This window comes from Streptomyces mobaraensis NBRC 13819 = DSM 40847 (assembly GCF_017916255.1).
In the GTDB taxonomy this organism is placed as follows: domain Bacteria; phylum Actinomycetota; class Actinomycetes; order Streptomycetales; family Streptomycetaceae; genus Streptomyces; species Streptomyces mobaraensis.
This window is the reverse complement of record NZ_CP072827.1, coordinates 143,250-161,805: the sequence shown is the minus strand read 5'-3', so window position 1 is coordinate 161,805 and position 18,556 is coordinate 143,250. Positions and strand designations below refer to the sequence as shown.

Here is an 18,556-nt window from a genome sequence, read left to right as displayed (position 1 = left end):
CGGAGGAGCGGCTTGCGCCGTCCGTCAGCCGGACCACCCCCACTCCGCGACCTCCGGCAGGTCCGTGCCGTGCTCGCGGATCCAGGCGTGGTGGCGGGTCCGGACGTCGTCCATCGCCTGCCGCACGGCGGCGGCGCGGGCGGCGAGGCCGGGGACGCGGTCGATGACGTCCATGACGAGGCGGTAGCGGTCGAGGTCGTTGCGGACGAGCATGTCGAACGGCGTGGTCGTGGTGCCGATCTCCTTGTAGCCGCGGACGTGCAGGTCGTGGTGGCCGGTCCGCCGGTAGGTGAGGCGGTGGATGAGCCACGGGTAGCCGTGGTACGCGAAGATCACCGGTTTGTCCGGGGTGAACAGCGCGTCGTACTCGGCGTCGGTCATGCCGTGCGGGTGTTCCTCGGCCGGCAGCAGCCGGGCCAGGTCCACGACGTTGACGACGCGGACGGCGAGGTCGGGCAAGTGGTGGCGGAGGAGGCTCGCCGCCGCGAGGACCTCCTGGGTGGGTACGTCCCCGGCGCAGGCGAGGACGACGTCGGGTTCCCGCCGCCCGTCCTCCGTGCCGGCCCATTCCCAGACGCCGGCGCCGCGGGCGCAGTGGGCGCGGGCCTGTTCCAGGGTGAGCCAGTCGTAGCAGGGCTGTTTGCCGGCGACGATGACGTTGACGTAGTCGCGGCTGCGCAGGGCGTGGTCGGCGACGGACAGCAGGGTGTTGGCGTCCGGCGGCAGATACACCCGCACGACTTCGGGGCTCTTGTTCAGGACGTGGTCGACGAACCCGGGGTCCTGGTGGGAGAAGCCGTTGTGGTCCTGGCGCCACACGTGCGAGGTGAGCAGGTAGTTCAGGGAGGCGATGGGCCGCCGCCAGGGCAGCCGCCGGGAGACGCGCAGCCACTTGATGTGCTGGTTGACCATCGAGTCGACGATGTGCACGAACGCCTCGTAGCAGGAGAACAGCCCGTGCCGCCCGGTGAGCAGGTACCCCTCCAGCCACCCCTGGCAGGTGTGCTCGGACAGGATCTCCATCACCCGCCCGTGCCGGTCCAGATGCTCATCAGTGGGCAAAGTGCCCGCCTGCCACGCCTTGCCCGTCGCACCGTAGACCGCCTGCAGCCGGTTGGAAGCGGTCTCGTCAGGGCCCACGAGACGGAAGTCGCGACGGTCGGAGGTGGCCGCCATCACCTCCTCCAGCAGGTCGCCGAGGACGCGGGTGGGCTCGTGCAGGGTGCCGCCCGGTTTCTCGACCGGCACCGCGAAGCGTTCGAGCGGGGGAAGGGGCAACTCGCGCAGCAGCAGGCCGCCGTTGGCGTGCGGGGTCGCCCCGAGCCTGCGGGATCCCTCGGGCACGCAGGCCAGCACGTCCGGGCGGGGACGCCCCTGCTCGTCGAACAGCTCCTCCGGCCGGTACGACCGCAGCCACGCCTCCAACTGCCGCAGGTGCTCGGGATTGTCGCGGACCTCGGAGAGCGGTACTTGATGGGCACGCCACGTGCCCTCCACCGGGAGGCCGTCCACCTCCGCCGGTCCGGTCCAGCCCTTGGGCGTCCGCAGCACGATCACCGGCCAGCGGGCCCGTTCGGCCATGCCCTCCTCCCGCGCGGTGCGCTGGAGCAGGGCTATCCGGTCGAGGGCGGTGTCCATGGCGGCGGCCATGGCCCGGTGCACGGTGAGGGGGTCGTCGCCGGTCACGTGCAGGGGTTCGTGACCGTAGCCGCGCAGCAGTTCGTCGAGCTCCGCCTCGGGCAGGCGGGCCAGGACCGCCGGGTTGGCGATCTTGTACCCGTTGAGATGGAGGATCGGCAGCACGGCACCGTCGCGTACGGGATCGAGGAACTTGTTGGAGTGCCAGGAGGCGGCCGACGGCCCCGTCTCCGCCTCGCCGTCCCCGATCACGCAGGCGACCACGAGGTGCGGGTTGTCCAGCGCGGCGCCGTAGGCGTGGGAGAGCGCGTAGCCGAGCTCCCCGCCCTCGTGGATCGATCCCGGCGTCTCCGGCGCGACGTGGCTGGGCACGCCGCCGGGGAAGGAGAACTGCCGGAACAGCCGCTCCATGCCCGCCGCGTCGCGGCCGACGTCGGCGTAGGTCTCGGAGTAGGAACCTTCCAGCCAGGAGCCGGCCAGCACAGCCGGTCCGCCGTGCCCGGGTCCCCAGACGCAGAGCGCTTCCGTCCCCCGCTTCTTGATCACCCGGTTGAGGTGGGTGTACACGAGGTTCAGACCGGGCGAAGTGCCCCAGTGCCCGAGCAGCCGGGGTTTGACGTGCTCCGGCCGCAGGGGCTCGGTGAGCAGCGGGTTGCCCATCAGATAGATCTGCCCGGCGGCCAGATAGTTCGCGGCCCGCCAGTGCGCGTCCAGCTCCCGCAGTTCGTCGTCGGTGAGGCCGGACACGCCGCCGACCGTCCCTGTCGTCTCCGTAGCGTCCTGCATGAACGTCTCCTTGTCGTCGGGATCGGCCCCGGCGGTCCGGTCCCCGGCCAGGGGGCCGGGGCGGGCGGACGGCCAGGCCGGAGACCCGGGCGGTGCGGCAGGGGGAGCCGGTGCGGCTGCCCGCCGCCCGTTCGCCCGCCGTCTCGTTTCCCGGTTCCCAGCTACAGGCTGACGCGCGCCGCGGGGTCCGCGGAGGGCCTACCGGGCGCACATCAGAAGGGCCGAAGGTCCCGGCCGCGGACCGCGGCAGCCGACACCCGGGCCTTCGCCGTGTCCGCCCGCGCACCCGGCGGCGGCGCCGCGATGACGGCGCCCGCGGCGGGCGGACCGTGACAGGTCACCGGCCGGACGCCGGCGGCATCCGGAGCGGCCCTGCGGCGCCTGGGCCCCAACCGCCGTGTGTCCGGGGCCGGCGGCGTGGCCGGTTCGCCGACGTCCGCGCTCGGAGCAGCTGGTGGGGGCCGGTCGGCAGTCGGGACGATCGCGGGCTTGTCAGGCATGGGGCCTGCCTCCCGCGGAACAGGGGCCCGCCTCCGTGGCGAGCCAGTCGGTCAGCAGGTCGTTGACCTCGTCGGGGCGTTCCTGCTGGATCCAGTGGCCGCAGCCTTCCAGGATGTGGGAGGCGGACAGGCGGGGGAGGGTGGTGGGGTAGGCGTCGATGGCGTCGGACATCCAGGTGGTGGAGGCGTCCAGGGCGCCGCCGATGAACAGGGCAGGCTGCCTGATCGGGGCTCCGCGGTGCGGGGCGAGGTCTTCCCAGTCGCGGTCCATGTTGCGGTAGCGGTTGAGGGCGCCGGTCAGGCCGGTGCGCTCGAACTCCCCGGCGTAGACGTCGAGGTCGTCCTCGCCCAGCCAGGCCGGGAGCGGGCCGGCTGGGAAGCGGTCGCGCAACCGGCCGCCGCGGACGACGAAGTGCGGGTCGGGCTCGTCCTCGGCGGGCATGGTGTCGGCGGACAGGGCCGCGTAGAAGCCCGCGAGCCAGCCGCGGACGTCGGGCTCGATCTCCCTCTCGGCGCGGCCGGGCTCCTGGAAGTACGAGACGTAGAACTCCTGCCCGGGCCCGCCGATTCGGCCGAAGACGTCGGTGGGGCGGGGGCCGCCGGGCGGCGCGTAGGGGACGCTCAGCAGGCCGACGGCCCGGAAGACCTCGGGGTGGAGCAGGGCGGAGGTGGCGGCGATGGTGGAGCCCCAGTCGTGGCCGACGACCACCGCGCTCTCCTCGCCGAGGGCGTGCACGAGGGCGACGTTGTCCGCCACCAGGTCCAGCATCCGGTAGGCGTCGGTCCGCGCGGGCTTGGAGGAGCGGCCGTAGCCGCGCACGTCGATCGCCACCGCCCGGTAGCCGGCCGCGGCCAGGGCCGGGAGTTGGCGGCGCCAGGAGTACCAGGACTCGGGGAAGCCGTGGACGAGCAGGACCAACGGGCCGGTGCCCTGCTCGACCAGGTGAAGGCGCCCGGCCGGGACCTCGACGGTGCGGTGGCGGAGTGCGGTGGACGGGTCGGATCGCATGGCGGACTTCTCCTCGGTTCGCGGGCGGCCGGCGGGAACCCGTCGATCATGCGACGCCGCGGCCACTCGGCGCGATCGGCGTTGCCATACTGGCAAGGGTGCGAGACAGGGCGGCGAAGCGGCACGGCGGGAGGGAACGGGCACGGTGGCGGATGACGACGTGACCCGGAGGCTGACGGCGATGGGGCCGCGACTGCGGGCCGTGCGCGAGCGCCGTGGCGTCACACTGGCCGATGTCGGCCGCGCGACCGGCATCTCGTCCAGCACGCTGTCGCGGATCGAGACCGGCCGGCGCAAGCCCACCCTGGAGGTGGTGTTGCGGCTGGCGAAGGAGTACGCGGTCGCCCTGGACGAGTTGGCCGGCACCGCGCCCGCCCCCGCGGCCGAGCCCCGCGGCACGGCGCCGCACAGCTTCGGCGACGACAAGGCGGTGTTGCCGCTGACCCCGTACGTCGGCGGCCTGCACGCCCACAAGCACGTCCTGCCCGCGGTCGCGAAGCCGCCCGGGCGGCCCCGGCAGGTGTCCCACGAGGGCTACGAGTGGTTGTGCGTGCTGTACGGGCGGTTGTGGCTCGCACTCGGCGACCAGGACCTCGTCCTGACCGCCGGGGACGTCGTCGAGTTCGACACCCGCGTCCCCCACGGCGTCGCGAACGCGGGGTCCGCCGGACCGGTCGAGTACCTGATCCTGTTCGGGCCCCAAGGAGAACGTCTACGGCCGCGCACCCCTCCGGCCGCCGGCCGCGGAACCGGCGCGCATTCGGTATCAAGTCACCAGCAAGGCGTATTCGCGCGGTAGTTGCCGGTGGGACACCCGGGTCGCTCGGCGACGCGCTGCACCGCCACACGGATGCGCCGTGCGGGGCACGCCTGTTGAAAGGGGCGTTCGGTCAGACCCGGTTGTCGGGAGCGGTCGTGAGCGGCGTGCCGAGCCATGCCCTGATCGCCTGCGCGGTCGTGTCGGCGTGCTCCTCGGTCATGCTCCAGTGGTCACCGGGGACGTGCACGGTGGTGTGCGGCACCGGCCACGAGGTTCGCGGCTCCCTGGTCGCCGGGTGGAGCCCGCCGTCGATCGACGGCTTCGGCAGCGGATCGCCGGCGCGGAGCAGGAGGGTGGGGACGTCCATGGGTTCCGGCCGCCAACCGCGGGCGATGCGGGTGTAGGCGCCGAGGGCGGCCATGGACATGTCGTCCACGGCCGTGTCGAAGCGTTCGCCCATCCGCAGCGGGAGGCGGGCGGGCAGGGCGAGCAGCCACGGCTCGTGTTCGAGGTCGGGGGTGACGTGGTGGCTGTCGAGGAGAACGAGGCCGACCGGCGGTGTGCCGGTCGCCGCGAGGCGCGCGGCCACCGAGTGCGCCGGGCAGCCGCCCATCGAGGAGCCGAGGACGGCGTACGGGCGGTCGCCGAGGTGCTTGCGCACGGTGCCGGCGTGCAGGTCGACGAGGGTCTCCCAGTCGCGCGGAACGGCCCGGCCGTGGACGACGCCCGGGTGCCGGATCTCGAGAACGTCCCGCTCGCCGTCGAAGGAGGCGGCCAGCGCGGCGTGCCAGGGGCGGCCGAGGGCGGGGGAGAAGCCGGGGAAGCACACGAGCGCGGGACCGGCGGTGCCTGCGGCGAGCTTCAGGGGTGCGAGCTCGTGCGGGGCGCTGTCGGCGCGTTCGAAGGCGGGCACGGCGAGTGAGGCGGTCACCAGCATGTGCATCGCCGAGACGACGTCGCCCGTCTCGCACACGCGCCGGTAGAGGGAGGCGAGGGTCTGCGGCGGTCGCGGCGTTGTCCCTGGTGCGGCCGGTCCGGTCGTGGCGGCGTCGTCGAGCAGAGCGCTCAACTCCTGGTGGAGATGGCCGGCCAGCTCCGCGGCGCTGGGCCGCTCGAACACGACCGTGGCGGGCAACGGCAGACCGGTGAGCGTACTCAGACGGTTGCGCAGGTGCACTCCCGTCAGAGAGTCGAATCCCAGCTCGGTGAAGGGGTGTTCGGGGGCCACGGCGTCCGCCCCGGCATGGCCGAGCACCGTGGCGGCTTCCTCGCGGACGAGCTCCAGCAGGGCCGGCGCCCGGTCGGGTACGGGCAGCGCGGCGAGCCGTTCGCGCCAGGCTCCGGCCGCGCTTCCGGGTGCGTCGCCTCCGGGTGCGTCGCCCGCCCCGGCCGCCGGACGGGCCGCGCGCAACAGCCCGCGCAGCGGCGGCGGCACCGGGCGCCCGGCGGTCTCCGCCCGCTGGGAACGGTCCAGCAGCAGCGGGGCGAGCACCGGTTCACCGCTGCCCAGCGCGGCGTCGAACATCGCCAGGCCCTGTGCGGGGGAGACGGCCCGCAGCACGCCGCCCAGGCCCTGGCCGCGGTCCGGGGTGCGTGCCGCCATCCCCTCCCCGCCCGCCCACGGGCCCCAGGCGAGGGAGAGCGCGGGCAGGCCGAGGGCGGCGCGGTGGTGTGCGAGGGCGTCCAGGAAGGCGTTCGCGGCGGCGTAGTTGGCCTGGCCGGCGGTGCCCAGCAGGCCGGCCGCCGAGGAGAAGAGGACGAAGTGCGACAGGGGCAGGACCTTCGTCAGCTCGTGGAGGTTCCAGGCGGCGTCGGCCTTCGGCCGCAGCACCGCCGCGAGCCGCCCGGGCGTCAGGGACTCCAGCACGCCGTCGTCCAGGACCCCGGCCGCGTGCACGACGGCGCTCAGCTCGTGCGCGTACGTCCGCACGACGCCGGCCAGCCGGGGGCGGTCGGCGGCATCGCACGCGATCACGTCCACGCGGGCGCCGGACTCCGCCAGCTCCGCCCGCAGCCGCCGCGCGGCCCGCGACCGCGTGCCCTGACGGCTGACGAGGACGAGGCGGCGGACGTGGTGCCGGGCGACGAGGTGCCGGGCCAGCAGGCCGCCGAGGGCTCCGGTGCCTCCTGTCATCAGGACTGTGCCCTCTGCCGGAAAACCGCCCGGCCGGGACTCCGAGCCGACGAGCCGGGGGACGAGCACCGCTCCTTCCACCAGGGAGAGTTGGGGTTCGCCGGTGGCGACGGCGGCGGGCAGGAGGCGCAGCGACTCGGGCCGGCCGTCGGTGTCCACGACCGTGAGGCGCCCGGGATACTCCGCCTGCGCGGAACGCGCCAGGCCCCATACCGCCGCGGCCGGCAGGTCCGGCGTCGCGGAGGTGGCGCCACGGGTCACCACGACGAGGCGCGATCCGGGCGCGGCCGGGGCGGACAGGCGGGCTCGGAGCACGGCCAGGGCGCGTGCCGTCAGGGCATGGGCGTCCGCGACCGGGTCCGGGTCCGTGGAGCGGGAGGACAGGGAGACCGTCACCGCCTCGGGGACGTCGCGCCGTCCGGCCGGCGGTGCGGGGAGCGCGGAGCGCAGGCCGAGGTCGTCGGGGTCCGCCACGGACAGGGGCGGCCCGTCGCCGCCGGCCGGAACGCCGGTCCATCGCAGGCCGTACAGTCCCCGGGCCGCGGCGTCGGTGGCCGCCGGCACCGCCCGGGTGGTCAGGGACTCCACCTCGGCCACCGGCCTCCCCGCCGGATCGGCGAGCTCCACGGAGACCGTGCCGGTGCCGGTGGCGCGCGTGCGGACGCGCAGTGCCGTGGCACCGACCGCGTACACCCTCAGGCCGCGCCAGGCGAACGGCATCCAGGCGGGACCGGTGGGCGGCGCGGCGAGCAGCGACGCGTGCAGGGCGGCGTCCAGAAGGGCGGGGTGCACGCCGTACCGGCCGGCCTCGGCGCGCGTCGCCCCGGGCAGCCGGACGTCGGCGAACACCTCCCCGTCCGGCCCCCGCCAGACGGCCGAGACACCCCGGAAGGCGGGGCCGTACGCGTAACCGGCGTCGGCCAGGCGGTCATACGCATCCGTGAGGTCCACGGGCACGGCACCCGGGGCCGGCCACACGGAGGCACCGGAATCGTGCTCTCCCCGGCTGGTGGCCGGGCCGAGCCGCCCGGTCGCGTGGTGCGTCCAGGCGCCGAGCGGGCCCGCCTCCCACGGGCGGGAGCGGACGTCGGCGGTACGGCGGCCGGAGGCGTCCGGTTCGCCGAGCGCCACCTGTATCCGGACCCCTTCCCCCGATCCGGCCAGGGGCAGCGGGGTCGGCAGCACGAAGTCCTCGACGACGTCCAGCCCGCACAGGTCGCCCGCGTGGACCAGCATCTCGGCGAAGGCGGCGGCGGGTACGAGCACCCGCCCGGCGACGACGTGGTCGCGCAGCCACGGCTGGGCCGCGACGGAGAGGTGGCCGGTGCACAGCAGGCGTTCCGTGCCGGGAACGGTGGTCGCCCCGGTCAGCAGAGGGTGCCCGCCGCCGGCCGACACGGGGGTGGTGGAGGCGGTGACCGTGTCGTCCAGCCAGTAGCGCTGCCGCTGGAAGGGGTAGGTGGGCAGGTCCACCCGCCGGGCGCCGCTGCCCGCGTACACCCGGGCCCAGTCCACCGGCAGGCCGTGCGCGTGCAGTTCGCCGAGCGCGGTCAGTACCGCCTCCGCCTCCGGTACCCCGGCCCGTGCGGTGGCCGTGCACACCGGCCCCTTCCCGGCGGCGGCGCCCATGGCAGCCGCTGTGAGCTGCGCGTCGGGGCCCACCTCGGCGCAGGCGGTGACCTGCTCGACGCCCACGAGGTGCCGCACCGCGTCGCCGAACCGTACGGTCTCGCGGGCCTGGCGCACCCAGTACGCCGCCGAGCGCAGATCGTCCCCGTCCGCCCGGCGCCCCGTCAGGGTCGAGATCACCGGGATGCGCGGCCTCCCGTACGCCATCCCCGACGCGATCCGGCCGAACTCGGCGAGCATCGGTTCCACCAGCGGCGAGTGGAAGGCGTGGCTCGCCCGCAGCCGCGCGGTGCGGCGTCCGCGCCCGGCGAACCGGGCCGCGACGGCCCGCACCGCGTCCTCCTCCCCGGAGACGACCACCGACCGCGGACCGTTCACCGCCGCGATCGCCAACTCGCGTGCCGACCCCGCCAGTTCTTCCGCCGCTTCGTCCTCCGTGGCCTCCAGGGCCACCATGGCGCCACTGCCGGGGAGGTGACGCATCAGCCGGCCCCGGGCCGCGACCAGCTCCACCGCGTCCGACTCCGACAGGACGCCCGCGACATGAGCTGCCGCCGGCTCGCCCACGGAATGGCCGGCGACGGCGTACGGCCGCACTCCCCAGGACTCCAGCAGCCGGAACAGCGCCACTTCGAAGACGAACAGCCCGGCCTGCGCGAAGTCGGTCCGGTCCAGCAGAGCGGCGTCACCGGTGTTCCCGTCCGCCCACAGCACGGACCGCAGGGGCCGTTCCAGGACACCGGTGCCGTCGAACCGTTCGCACAGGGCGTCGAAGACGGTCGCGAAGTCGCCGTACGCGGCGTGCAGGTGCCGGCCCATGCCGAGCCGCTGCGAGCCCTGCCCCGAGAACAGCAGGGCCAACCGCCGGGCGGGCGCGCCCCGCCCCGTCCCGGCGCTGCCCGGTCCGGCCCCGGTCGCCGCCCACCTGTCCAGGGCGGTCAGCAGCGTCTCGCGGTCCCCTACGGGCACAGCCGCGCGGTGCGTGAGCGCCGCTCGGGTGGTGGCCAGGGAGAACGCGACATCCAGCGCGGACAGCCCGGGCCGCTCCTGCAGCAGGGAGGCCACCCGCCCGGCCTGCGCGCGCAGGGCTCGCGGATCGGCGGCCGACAGCAGCAGAGGGGGCACCGTACTCCGGGACCGTTCCGGGGAAGCCTTCTCGGTGCTCTCCTCCTCGGCCTCCTCCAGGATGACGTGGGCGTTCGTCCCGCCGATGCCGAACGCGGACACCCCTGCCCGGCGCGGGCCGCCGGGCGCCGGGTGCCACTCCTCCTCGCGCGTCGGAATCCGTACGGTGCCCGACGCCCAGTCCACGTGCGGTGACGGCTCCTCGCAGTGCAGCAGGCGCGGCAGTCGCCCGTGGCGCATGGCCATGACGGTCTTGATGACCCCTCCCACACCGGCCGCGGCCTGCGTGTGCCCGATGTTGGACTTGAGCGCCCCGAGCCACAGCGGCCGGCCGCCGGGCCGCTCCTTCCCGTACGCGGCCTGCAACGCCCGCGCCTCCACCGGGTCGCCGAGCGCGGTACCCGTGCCGTGCGTCTCGACCGTGTCGACGTCCGCCGGGGACAGCCCGGCGGCGGCCAGGGCCCGGCGGATCACCTCCTGCTGGGCCGGGCCGCTCGGCGCGGTCAGGCCGTTGGACGCGCCGTCGGACGCGACCGCCGACCCGCGGAGCACGGCCAGCACCGGATGCCCGTTGCGCCGGGCGTCGGACAGCCGCTCCAGCAGGACCACGCCCACCCCCTCGGCCCAGGCGGTGCCGTCGGCCGCGGCCGAGAACGGTTTGCACCGGCCGTCCGGCGCCAGGCCGCGCAACCTGCTGAACGCGACGAACGACGCCGGAGTCGCCATCACGGTCACGCCTCCCGCCACGGCCAGCGAGCACTCGCCCGAGCGCAGCGCCCGTGCCGCCGAGTCCATCGCCACCAGCGACGACGAACAGGCCGTGTCCACGGTCACGGCCGGCCCGCGCAGGTCCATGACGTAGGCGACACGACCCGAGGCCACGCTGCCCGCCGAGCCCAGCGCGAGGTGCGCCTCCAGCTCGTGCGGGCCGCGGTGCAGGAAGCGGCCGGCGTAGTCGTCGTGCATCACGCCGACGAACACGCCCGTGTCGGTGCCGCGCAGGGACGTCGGGTCGATGCCGGCCCGCTCGCACACCTCCCAGGTGGTCTCCAGCAGCAGCCGCTGCTGCGGATCGGTGGCCAGCGCCTCCCGTGGGGACATCCCGAAGAAGGCCGCGTCGAAGTCGGCCGCCCCGCGCAGGAATCCGCCGCGGCGGGTGACGGAGGTGCCGAGCCGGTCGGGGTCCCGGTCGTGGAGAGCGGAGGGGTCCCAGCCACGGTCGGCCGGGAGGTCCGAGGTCGCGTCGACCCCGTCGGCGACCAGTCGCCACAAGTCCTCGGGCGAGGTCACGCCGCCCGGATACCGGCAGGCCATCGCGACGATGGCGACGGGCTCCGCCGAGGACGCCCGCGTCCCCTGGCCGTCCGGGACCGGGCCGCCGAGCAGCGCGGTCTCCAGGAACGCCGCCACCGCGGCGGGCGTCGGGTGGTCGAACACCAAGGTCGCGGGCAGCTCCAGGCCGGTGGCCGTGCCCAGCCGGTCGCGCAGCAGTACGCCTCCGAGGGACGTGATCCCGAAGGAGGTGAAGGACCGGCCCGGCTCCGGCTCCCGTTCCGGCGCGCCGCTCGCGTGTGCCACCGTGGCCAGGACGAGACGCAGCACGGCGTCGTACCGCCCGGACGGGGACAGCGCCGACAGGCGCCGGCGGAGGGCGGACGCCGTCGCCTCGCGCGCCGGGCCCGGGCCCTCCGCCAACTGCCGGGCCAGGGCGGGGCGGTCGGTCTTGCCGGACGGAGTGCGGGGCACGGCGTCGGTCTCGTACACCTCGTCGGGCACCTTGAAGTCCGACAGCCGCTCCCGGCACAGGGCGCGTACCCGGTCCGGGTCGACGCCGCGCCGCGGATCGGCGACGACGAAGGCGACCGGCACCTCGCCCAGCGTGTCGTGCGGCCTGCCGACGACGGCCGCGTCCACGACGCCGGGGCAGCCGAGGAGCACGTGCTCGACCTCGACCGGATTGACGTTCTCGCCACCGCGGATGATCAGTTCCTTGACGCGGCCGGTGACGCGCAGACCGCCGTGCCGTTCGCGACGGCCGAGGTCTCCGGTGCGGTACCAGCCGTCCCGCACCGCGCGCGCCGTCTCGTCGGGGCGGTCGTGGTACCCGAGCATCAGGTTCGGGCCGCGGACCCGGATCTCCCCTTCCTCCCCGCCGGCGACATCGCCGTCCCCGGTGGGGTCGGTCAGCCGCACCTCGACGCCGGGCACCGGCAAGCCGCCCTCCCCGGAGCCGCCGAGCCGCTCAACCGTGATCTTGCCGCAGGTCTCGGTACTGCCGTAACCGTCGAGCAGCGGGACGCCCAGCAGCTCCTCGACGTCCGCCCGCAGCCCCGGCGGGCACGGCGCGCCCCCGGTGACGCACAGTCGCAGGCCGGCCGGTGGCCGGGGGGCGTCGCGGAAGGCGCTCGTGAGCAGGCGGTAGGTGGCGGGTACACCGGCCACGACGCTGCACCGCTGTTCCTCAAGCGCCCGGACGACGCTCGCGCCCCGGTCGAGGAGGTACGCGCTCGCGCCCACGGCCACCACCCCGAGCAGGCACAGCGAGTGCGCGTAGGCGTGGAACATGGGCAGCGGCCACAACAGCCGGTCCTGCGGCCCCAGACCCCACGACGGCACGTACGCCGCCGCCACGGACCACAGCGCGGCGCGCTGGCCGCAGACCACGCCCTTGCTCCGGCCCGTGGTCCCCGACGTGTAGAGGATCCAGGCCGGCTCGTCGAGGCCGAGGTCGTCCCGTGGCGCGCACCCCGGATCCGACGCCGCGAGCCGCTCGAAGGAGTGGGTGCCGGCAGCCGCTCCCTCCGGGACGGCGTCCGAACCCCCCACCAGGATCCGTACGCCCGCCGATCGCGAGACCCGCGGCAGCAGCGTCTCCTCGGTGACCACCGCCACCGCTCCACAGTCGTCGAGGAAGTACGCGAGCTCCGCGTCCGTGGCCCCGGAATCGAGCGGCACCCCTACCGCTCCCGCCCGCAGCACCGCGAGGGAACCCTCCGCCATCTCCACCCGGTTGCCCATGACGAGCGCCACCCGGTCGCCCCTGCGCACCCCCAACCGCACCAGGTGACCCGCCAGCCGGCGGGTCCGCGCCTCCAACTCCCGGTACGTGACACACCGTCGTGCGTCGAGGAAGGCGGTCGTGTGCCCCGCCCGCGCCGCACGCGCCTCCAGCACACCCGGCAGCGCCCGGATCAGTTCACCTCGGACCTCTGTCATCGCGGCGCCTCCGCAGATGTGACAACGGGCTGGGCGGTCATGGCGCGGGTGATCGCGCGTGCCGTGGCGACCACGGCGGGGATGTGCACGGCCGGTTGCCTCCGCCCGGGTGGGGCGATGGCCGAGACAGCGGCGATGGTAGCGCCCCGACGGGAGGACGGCGTGCCGATGCGTCGGCACGGCTCATGAGTCCGCCGAGGTCATCGCGACGAGTACGCGGCGCTCGCCGGTGAAGGGCTCGCGGCCGTGGGCCATCCTCAGGTTGTCGACCAGCATGATGTCGCCCTCTCGCCACGGCAGCGCGAGCGCGGCGCGGGTGTAGGCCGCGCGGACCGTTGCCAGGTCGGCGTCGGGGATCGGGGTGCCGTCGGCGAACAGGGCGTCGCGGGGCAGGCCGTTCTCGCCGTACGTCTCCAGGAGCACCTGGCGCAGGTCGGGATCCAGGCTGGACGGGTGGAACAGGTGCGCCTGGTTGAACCACACCTCGGCTCCGGTGCCGGGGTCGACGGCGGTCGCCGGGCGGTGGTGGCGGGTGCGCAGGACGTCGCCGTCCCAGGAGAACTCCTGGCCGTGGGCGCGGCAATGGCGTTCGACGTCGCCGCGGTCCTCGGTCTGGAACGCTTCCTGCCAGCTCAGTCCCATGTCGGCGCGGAACGTACGGGTGTAGACGACCCCTTGGGAGAACCGCCGCCTGACCTCGGCCGGGATGAGGTCGAGGACGGCGCGGCCGTCGGCGATCGGCGTGGCCCCGCCGGTGTCCGGCGCGGTGTGGCAGAAGAAGTAGAGCGTGGACGGCCAATGGGCGGCGTAGGAGTTCTCGTTGTGCATCGGGATGGGCTGGTCGGCCGGGTACTCGGTCGAGGTGTAGATGTTGCCCTTGACCACGCTGCGCGGGGTGGAGCGCTCGGTGTAGGGCAGCGGGTCGCCGCCGACGGAGCCGACGACGTCGTGGAAGCCGTCGACGCCGTCTCCGTCGGTGGGCAGACCGTGCAGCAGGATCAGCCCGTCGGTGGCGAGGCGCTCGCGCAGTCGCGGGCCGTGGGCCCGCACCCAGTCGGGGCCCGCGTCGCCGAGCGGCCCCAGGTCGTACTCGGCGCCGGTGGTGAGCCCCTCGCCGCGGGGCCTGGGGATGATCCCGCCGAGGGGGGTGAGCGTTACGGAACCGGTCACTCGGGCACTCCTTCGACGAGGGGCGAGGCGGCGTCGGGCTGGGCCGCCAGGATGCGGCGCACCGTGCGTTCGCGCAGGACGGTGGTGAGTTCGAGGCGGATGCCGACCCGGCGGGCGCCGGCGACCAGCTTCAGCGCGGTGATGCTGGTGCCGCCGGACGTCAGGAAGTCGGCGTCGGCGTCGATCTCCGGGATGCCCAGGGCCCGTGCCAGCAGCTCGCACAGCAGGGTCTCGGCCGGGGTGCGGTCGCCCGGCCCGGCGTCGCCGGCAGGGGGGCCGGGCAGCGCGTCCCGGTCGAGCTTCCCGTTGGGGGTGAGCGGCAGTTCGGGCACGGTGACGAACGTCGCCGGCACCATGTACGGCGGCAGCGCCTCGGCCGCGTGCCGCGCCGGCGCGGCGGTGCCGGGCGGGGAGTCCGGGTCCGGTACCACGTAGGCGACGAGCCGGCGGGCGTCCGCCTCGCCGACGGCGACGACCGCGCAGTCCCTCACCCCCGCGTGGCCGCGGAGCACGGCCTCGATCTCGCCGGGCTCGATCCGGTACCCGGAGACCTTCACCTGCCCGTCCGCGCGCCCGAGGTACTCCAGGTCGCCGTCCGGGCGTTCGCGCACCAGGTCGCCGGTGCGGTACATCCGGGAGCCGTCGGCGGCGAACGGGTCCGGGACGAAGCGTTCCTCGGTCAGCCGCGGGCGCCCCAGGTATCCGCGCGCCAACTGGTCGCCCGCGATGTGCAGTTCACCCACACCGCCCACGGCGACCGGCTCGCCGTCCGCGTCGAGCACGTACAGGCGGGTGCCCGCGAACGGCCGTCCGATGGGGACGGCACCCGGGTCCACGGCGTCACCGGGGCGGACGGTGTACGCGCAGCAGCCGACGGTCGCCTCGGTGGGCCCGTACTCGTTGACGACCGTGACGTCGGGGTGCGCGGCGCGCCAGGGTCCGAGCGCGGAGCCGGTCAGCGCCTCGCCGCCGATCACGAGTTGCCCGGTGGGCAGGCAGGAGTCCGGCAGCAGGCCCAGCAGCGGCAGGTGGGACGGAGTGACCTTGAGGAAGGACGGACGTGCCGAGGCGGCGGGCGGCGGCTGGGTGCCGGAGGCGATCGCCTTCAGGTCGAGCACGTGGATCGCGCCGCCGCTGACGAGCGGGCCCCACAGACTGGTCACGGCCATGTCGAAGGACAGCGAGGAGTGCAGCACCGTCCGTCCGGACAGCCCGTCGTAGCGCGCGCGGGCCTGTGCCAGGTAGGCGCCGAGCGCGCCCTGTTCGACCAGCACGCCCTTCGGACGGCCACTGGAGCCGGAGGTGTAGATCACGTACGCCGGGTCGCCGGCCCGCACCGGGGCCGCGTCGAACGGGCGGGCGGGTGCCAGCGCCTCGTCCGGGGTGAGGGTGCGTCCGTCCCGCGAGGGGTGCTCGGCCAGCAGCAGCGCGGCGGCGCAGTCGTCGAGGATGTGCCGGCACCGGTCCGGCGGGTCGTCGTCGGCGAGCGGCACGTAGCCCGCTCCCGTCAGCACGACCGCGAGGAGCGCGGCGACCGGTTCGGGACCGCGCGGCAGGCGTACCGCCACCAGCGTGCCGGGGCCCGCGCCGCGTGCGGCCAGCGTCCGGGCCATGCGGCCGGCCCGCAGTTCCAGTTCGCGGTACGTCCATACAGTGTCGCCGTGTACGAGGGCGTGGGCGTCGGGGGTCCGGGCGGCCTGGTCGAGGAAGGCGTCCCGCAGGGTGAGGGTCATCGGCTCGCCTCGTGTTCGCGGAGGAGCGCGGTCAGCGCCGCGACGACCTGGGGGGAGCTCAGCAGTTCGGCACGGGCGACGTCGAAGCCGTGCTCGACGTCGGTGAAGTCGGTGCCCTGGTGCTCGCGGGAGGTGAGCGAGACGGCGCCGCGCCACAGCGGGGTGGGGGGCACGTCGAGCGCCGCCGTGAGGTAGGCCAGGTAGGAGTGGAGGACGGCGGCCAGTTCGGCGCCGAAGGAGGCGTCCACGCCGAGCCGCTCGCACAGGAGGTCGCAGCCCTCGCGGTACAGGGCGGCGTAGCGTTCGGCGACCGGTACCAGCGCGTCGGGGGCGTGTGCCCGCCGGATCGCGGTCGTCTCGGCCAGCAGAGCGGCGCGTTCCCCGTCCGTGAGGAGGTCCATGCCGGCGATCAGACCGCGGAAGTCGCGGGTGAGCGTGGCGACGCCGGGCGCGCCGGGGTTGAACAGCACGACCCGCGGCCGGTGGCCCTCCCGTTCGACGAGGGCGTCGGCGAGGGCCGAGGCGAAGACGCCGCCCGCGCAGTAGCCGACGAGGGCCCGCACCGGCCGTCCCGCGAGGACCGTGTCGAGCCCCTCGGTCCACCAGCGCAGGTGACCGGCGCCGGTGGCCGTGGACCAGTCGCCGTCCGGGGCGGGCGGGACCGCGTGCCAGACCTCGACCGGATCCGTGAGCAGGTCGCACAGGTGGCGGAAGGTGGCTTCCTGGCGGCCCGTTCCGTAGAAGTCCACGGCGAGTACGACGCCGGGGGCGTCCCCTGTGCGGATGCGCGACCAGTGCGCCGCGTTCTTGGACACGATCGGTTCACTCCTCGGCTTCGGCGGGTGCGGTGCGGTCGGCGGGTGTGGCGGCGGCCGGTTCGGGGTGTCCGGCGCCGAGGAGCAGGGTCCGGCGGCGCAGAACGGTCATGACGGCGGTCGCGGCGGCGACCGCGAACGCGGCGGTGACGGTGACGGTGGGGCCCCGGGAGTCGAGCAGCACACCGGCGGCGGCGCTGCCCGCGGCGAACCCTCCGTTATTGGCCGTGGAGACCCAGGTGTTGGCCTCGGTGGGTGCGGTCCCCGACGCCGTCACCAGGTCGTTGACCAGCAGGTAGGCGGTGGTGAACAGCGGGGCGAGGCAGAGTCCCACGAGGAGGGCGAAGGCCCCGGCCGGCACCGGGCTCGCGGTCAGGCACAGCGGCAGCACCGCCAGCGTGAACCCGGTGACGAGCACCACGAACCGCCGCACGGGCGTCGAGCGCCAGGCGATCCGCCCGTAGGCGAGGCCGCCGACCGCGCTGCCCGCCGACAGCATGGACAGCAGGATGCCGCCCGCGCCGGGCGAGCCCGCGTGGTCGGCGATGAACGGCAGGACGACCTGGAGCACCCCGACGACCAGGCCGACGCCGCCGAAGGACAGCACGATCGTGCGCATCCCGGGCAGAGCCATGGGCCGGCCGTGCGGCCGGTCCTCGTCGGCTTCGCCCGACGCGGGGGCGGCGGCGGTCGCGGCGGACAGCACGAAGCAGGCGGTACCGGCCGCGATCAGCACCATGACCGTGATCATCGACGCGAGCGGTGCCGCGACCGCGATCAGGCCGCCCGCCAGCAGCGGCCCCACGGTGAAGACCACCTCCTCGGTGACGGAGTCGAGGGCGTAGGCGGTGTGCAGCAGGGGCTGACGGCCGTGCAGGATCCTCGCCCACAGCACGCGCATGGTCGGACCGAGCGGCGGCGCGAACACGCCCGCGACCGCGGCGGCGACGAGCAGCGCCGCGGTGGGCGCTTCCGCCTCGGCCAATGTGATCAGCACGGCGAGCCCCAGCAGGTACGGGACGGTCAGCCGGACCAGTCCGGACCGTGAGCCCCGGCGGTCGATCAGCCGGGCGCGGGCGGGCGCGAACAGCGTGAGCGTGGCCGACAGCGCGCCGGAGGTCAGTCCGGCGACGGCGAACGACCCCGTCGCGTCCCGGACCGACAGCAGCAGGGCGAGCGGCAGCACCGCGAAGGACATGCGGGCCAGGCAGCTGCCGAGGAGCGGGGCGCGGGCCTCGCGCACCGCCAGCACCGCCAGGTAGGTGGGTGTGGCGTCGACGCGCGCGGTCATGCCCCTGCCTCGGCTTCGGCGAGGTCCGTGGCGACGCGGGTGAGGACGGCCGCGCGGTCGGTCTCCAGGAAGTAGTGGCCGCCGGGCAGGACGACGACCTCGCAGTCCCGGGCGGTGCACGCGCGCCAGCCCAGGGTGGTGCGCCAGTCGGTGCCGTCGTCGTCGGCGCCGATGTAGACCTTCAGCGGGAGGTCGAGCGGGCGGGGCCGCGGGCGGTGGTAGCGGTCGCCGGCCGTGATGTCGGCGACCAGGGCGGGCAGCACCGCTTCCATCAGTTCCTCGTCCCTCAGGGCCGTGTCCCATGGGCGTTCGGCCCGCAGGGTGGCCGCCAGCTCGGCCTCGGTCACCGGACCGGAGGCGTCCGGCGGAACGTGCGGGGGACGGCAGGCCGCGGCGATCAGCAGGTTGGGGGCGCGGCCCCGCGCCGCGAGCCGCGCCGCCACTTCGTACCCCAGCAGGGCGCCCATGCTGTGGCCGAGGACGACCGTGGGCAGGTCACTCGGCGGCAGCGCCTCGCACAGCCGCTCGGCGGTCTCCTCCAGGGTGGCCGGGGGCGGTTCGGTGAACCGGTCGCCGCGTCCCGGCAGGTGCGCGGTGAGCAGCTCCACTCCGGGGGGCAGCGCGGCGGGCCAGTCCTTGAAGACGGCGGCGGTGCCGCCCGCGTACGGCAGCGCGCACAGCCGCACCCGGGGGCGGCCGTCGCAGCCGCCGCTGAACCAGGGGTTGACGCGGGTGAGGGGGAAATCCATG

The 18,556-nt window shown here is 75.1% G+C and carries 9 protein-coding genes; 1 reads left to right on the top strand and 8 read right to left on the bottom strand.

Annotation, left to right across the window (positions count from 1 at the left end):
* Nucleotides 1-24 precede the first annotated feature (24 nt).
* Nucleotides 25-2,424 (bottom strand): phosphoketolase family protein, encoded by a 2,400-nt coding sequence (locus J7W19_RS00510; protein WP_004942733.1) that lies wholly within the window; start codon nt 2,422-2,424, stop codon nt 25-27.
* Nucleotides 2,425-2,916: 492 nt separating this feature from the next.
* Entirely contained in the window at nt 2,917-3,933 is a 1,017-nt protein-coding gene (locus J7W19_RS00505) for an alpha/beta fold hydrolase (protein ID WP_004942730.1), read from the bottom strand.
* Nucleotides 3,934-4,078: 145 nt separating this feature from the next.
* Between J7W19_RS00505 and J7W19_RS00500 the strand changes: the two genes are divergently transcribed.
* On the top strand, nt 4,079-4,732 hold the full coding sequence (locus J7W19_RS00500) for a helix-turn-helix domain-containing protein (RefSeq protein ID WP_004942727.1): 654 nt from the start codon (nt 4,079-4,081) through the stop codon (nt 4,730-4,732).
* 91 nt (nt 4,733-4,823) lie between these two features.
* Here J7W19_RS00500 and J7W19_RS00495 read toward each other — a convergent pair whose 3' ends face one another.
* The 6 genes from J7W19_RS00495 to J7W19_RS00470 all read right to left on the bottom strand — a co-directional run bounded on the left by J7W19_RS00495 (nt 4,824) and on the right by J7W19_RS00470 (nt 18,555).
* Complete coding sequence (locus J7W19_RS00495) at nt 4,824-12,797, bottom strand: type I polyketide synthase (protein WP_040889117.1); 7,974 nt, start codon at nt 12,795-12,797, stop codon at nt 4,824-4,826.
* Nucleotides 12,798-12,980: 183 nt separating this feature from the next.
* The gene (locus tag J7W19_RS00490) at nt 12,981-13,967 is read right to left on the bottom strand and encodes a TauD/TfdA family dioxygenase (RefSeq protein WP_004942716.1); all 987 of its coding nucleotides are present in this window, start codon (nt 13,965-13,967) and stop codon (nt 12,981-12,983) included.
* The gene (locus tag J7W19_RS00485) at nt 13,964-15,700 is read right to left on the bottom strand and encodes a non-ribosomal peptide synthetase (RefSeq protein WP_004942712.1); all 1,737 of its coding nucleotides are present in this window, start codon (nt 15,698-15,700) and stop codon (nt 13,964-13,966) included. Before J7W19_RS00485 ends, J7W19_RS00490 begins: the two co-directional genes overlap by 4 nt.
* Entirely contained in the window at nt 15,697-16,515 is an 819-nt protein-coding gene (locus J7W19_RS00480; RefSeq protein ID WP_004942709.1) for an alpha/beta hydrolase family protein, read from the bottom strand. The genes J7W19_RS00485 and J7W19_RS00480 overlap by 4 nt, the downstream gene beginning before the upstream one ends.
* Before the next feature lie 7 nt (nt 16,516-16,522).
* The gene (locus tag J7W19_RS00475; protein WP_004942706.1) at nt 16,523-17,806 is read right to left on the bottom strand and encodes an MFS transporter; all 1,284 of its coding nucleotides are present in this window, start codon (nt 17,804-17,806) and stop codon (nt 16,523-16,525) included.
* Nucleotides 17,803-18,555, bottom strand: coding sequence for a thioesterase II family protein (locus J7W19_RS00470; protein WP_004942705.1), 753 nt, complete (start codon nt 18,553-18,555; stop codon nt 17,803-17,805). Before J7W19_RS00470 ends, J7W19_RS00475 begins: the two co-directional genes overlap by 4 nt.
* Nucleotide 18,556 lies beyond the last annotated feature (1 nt).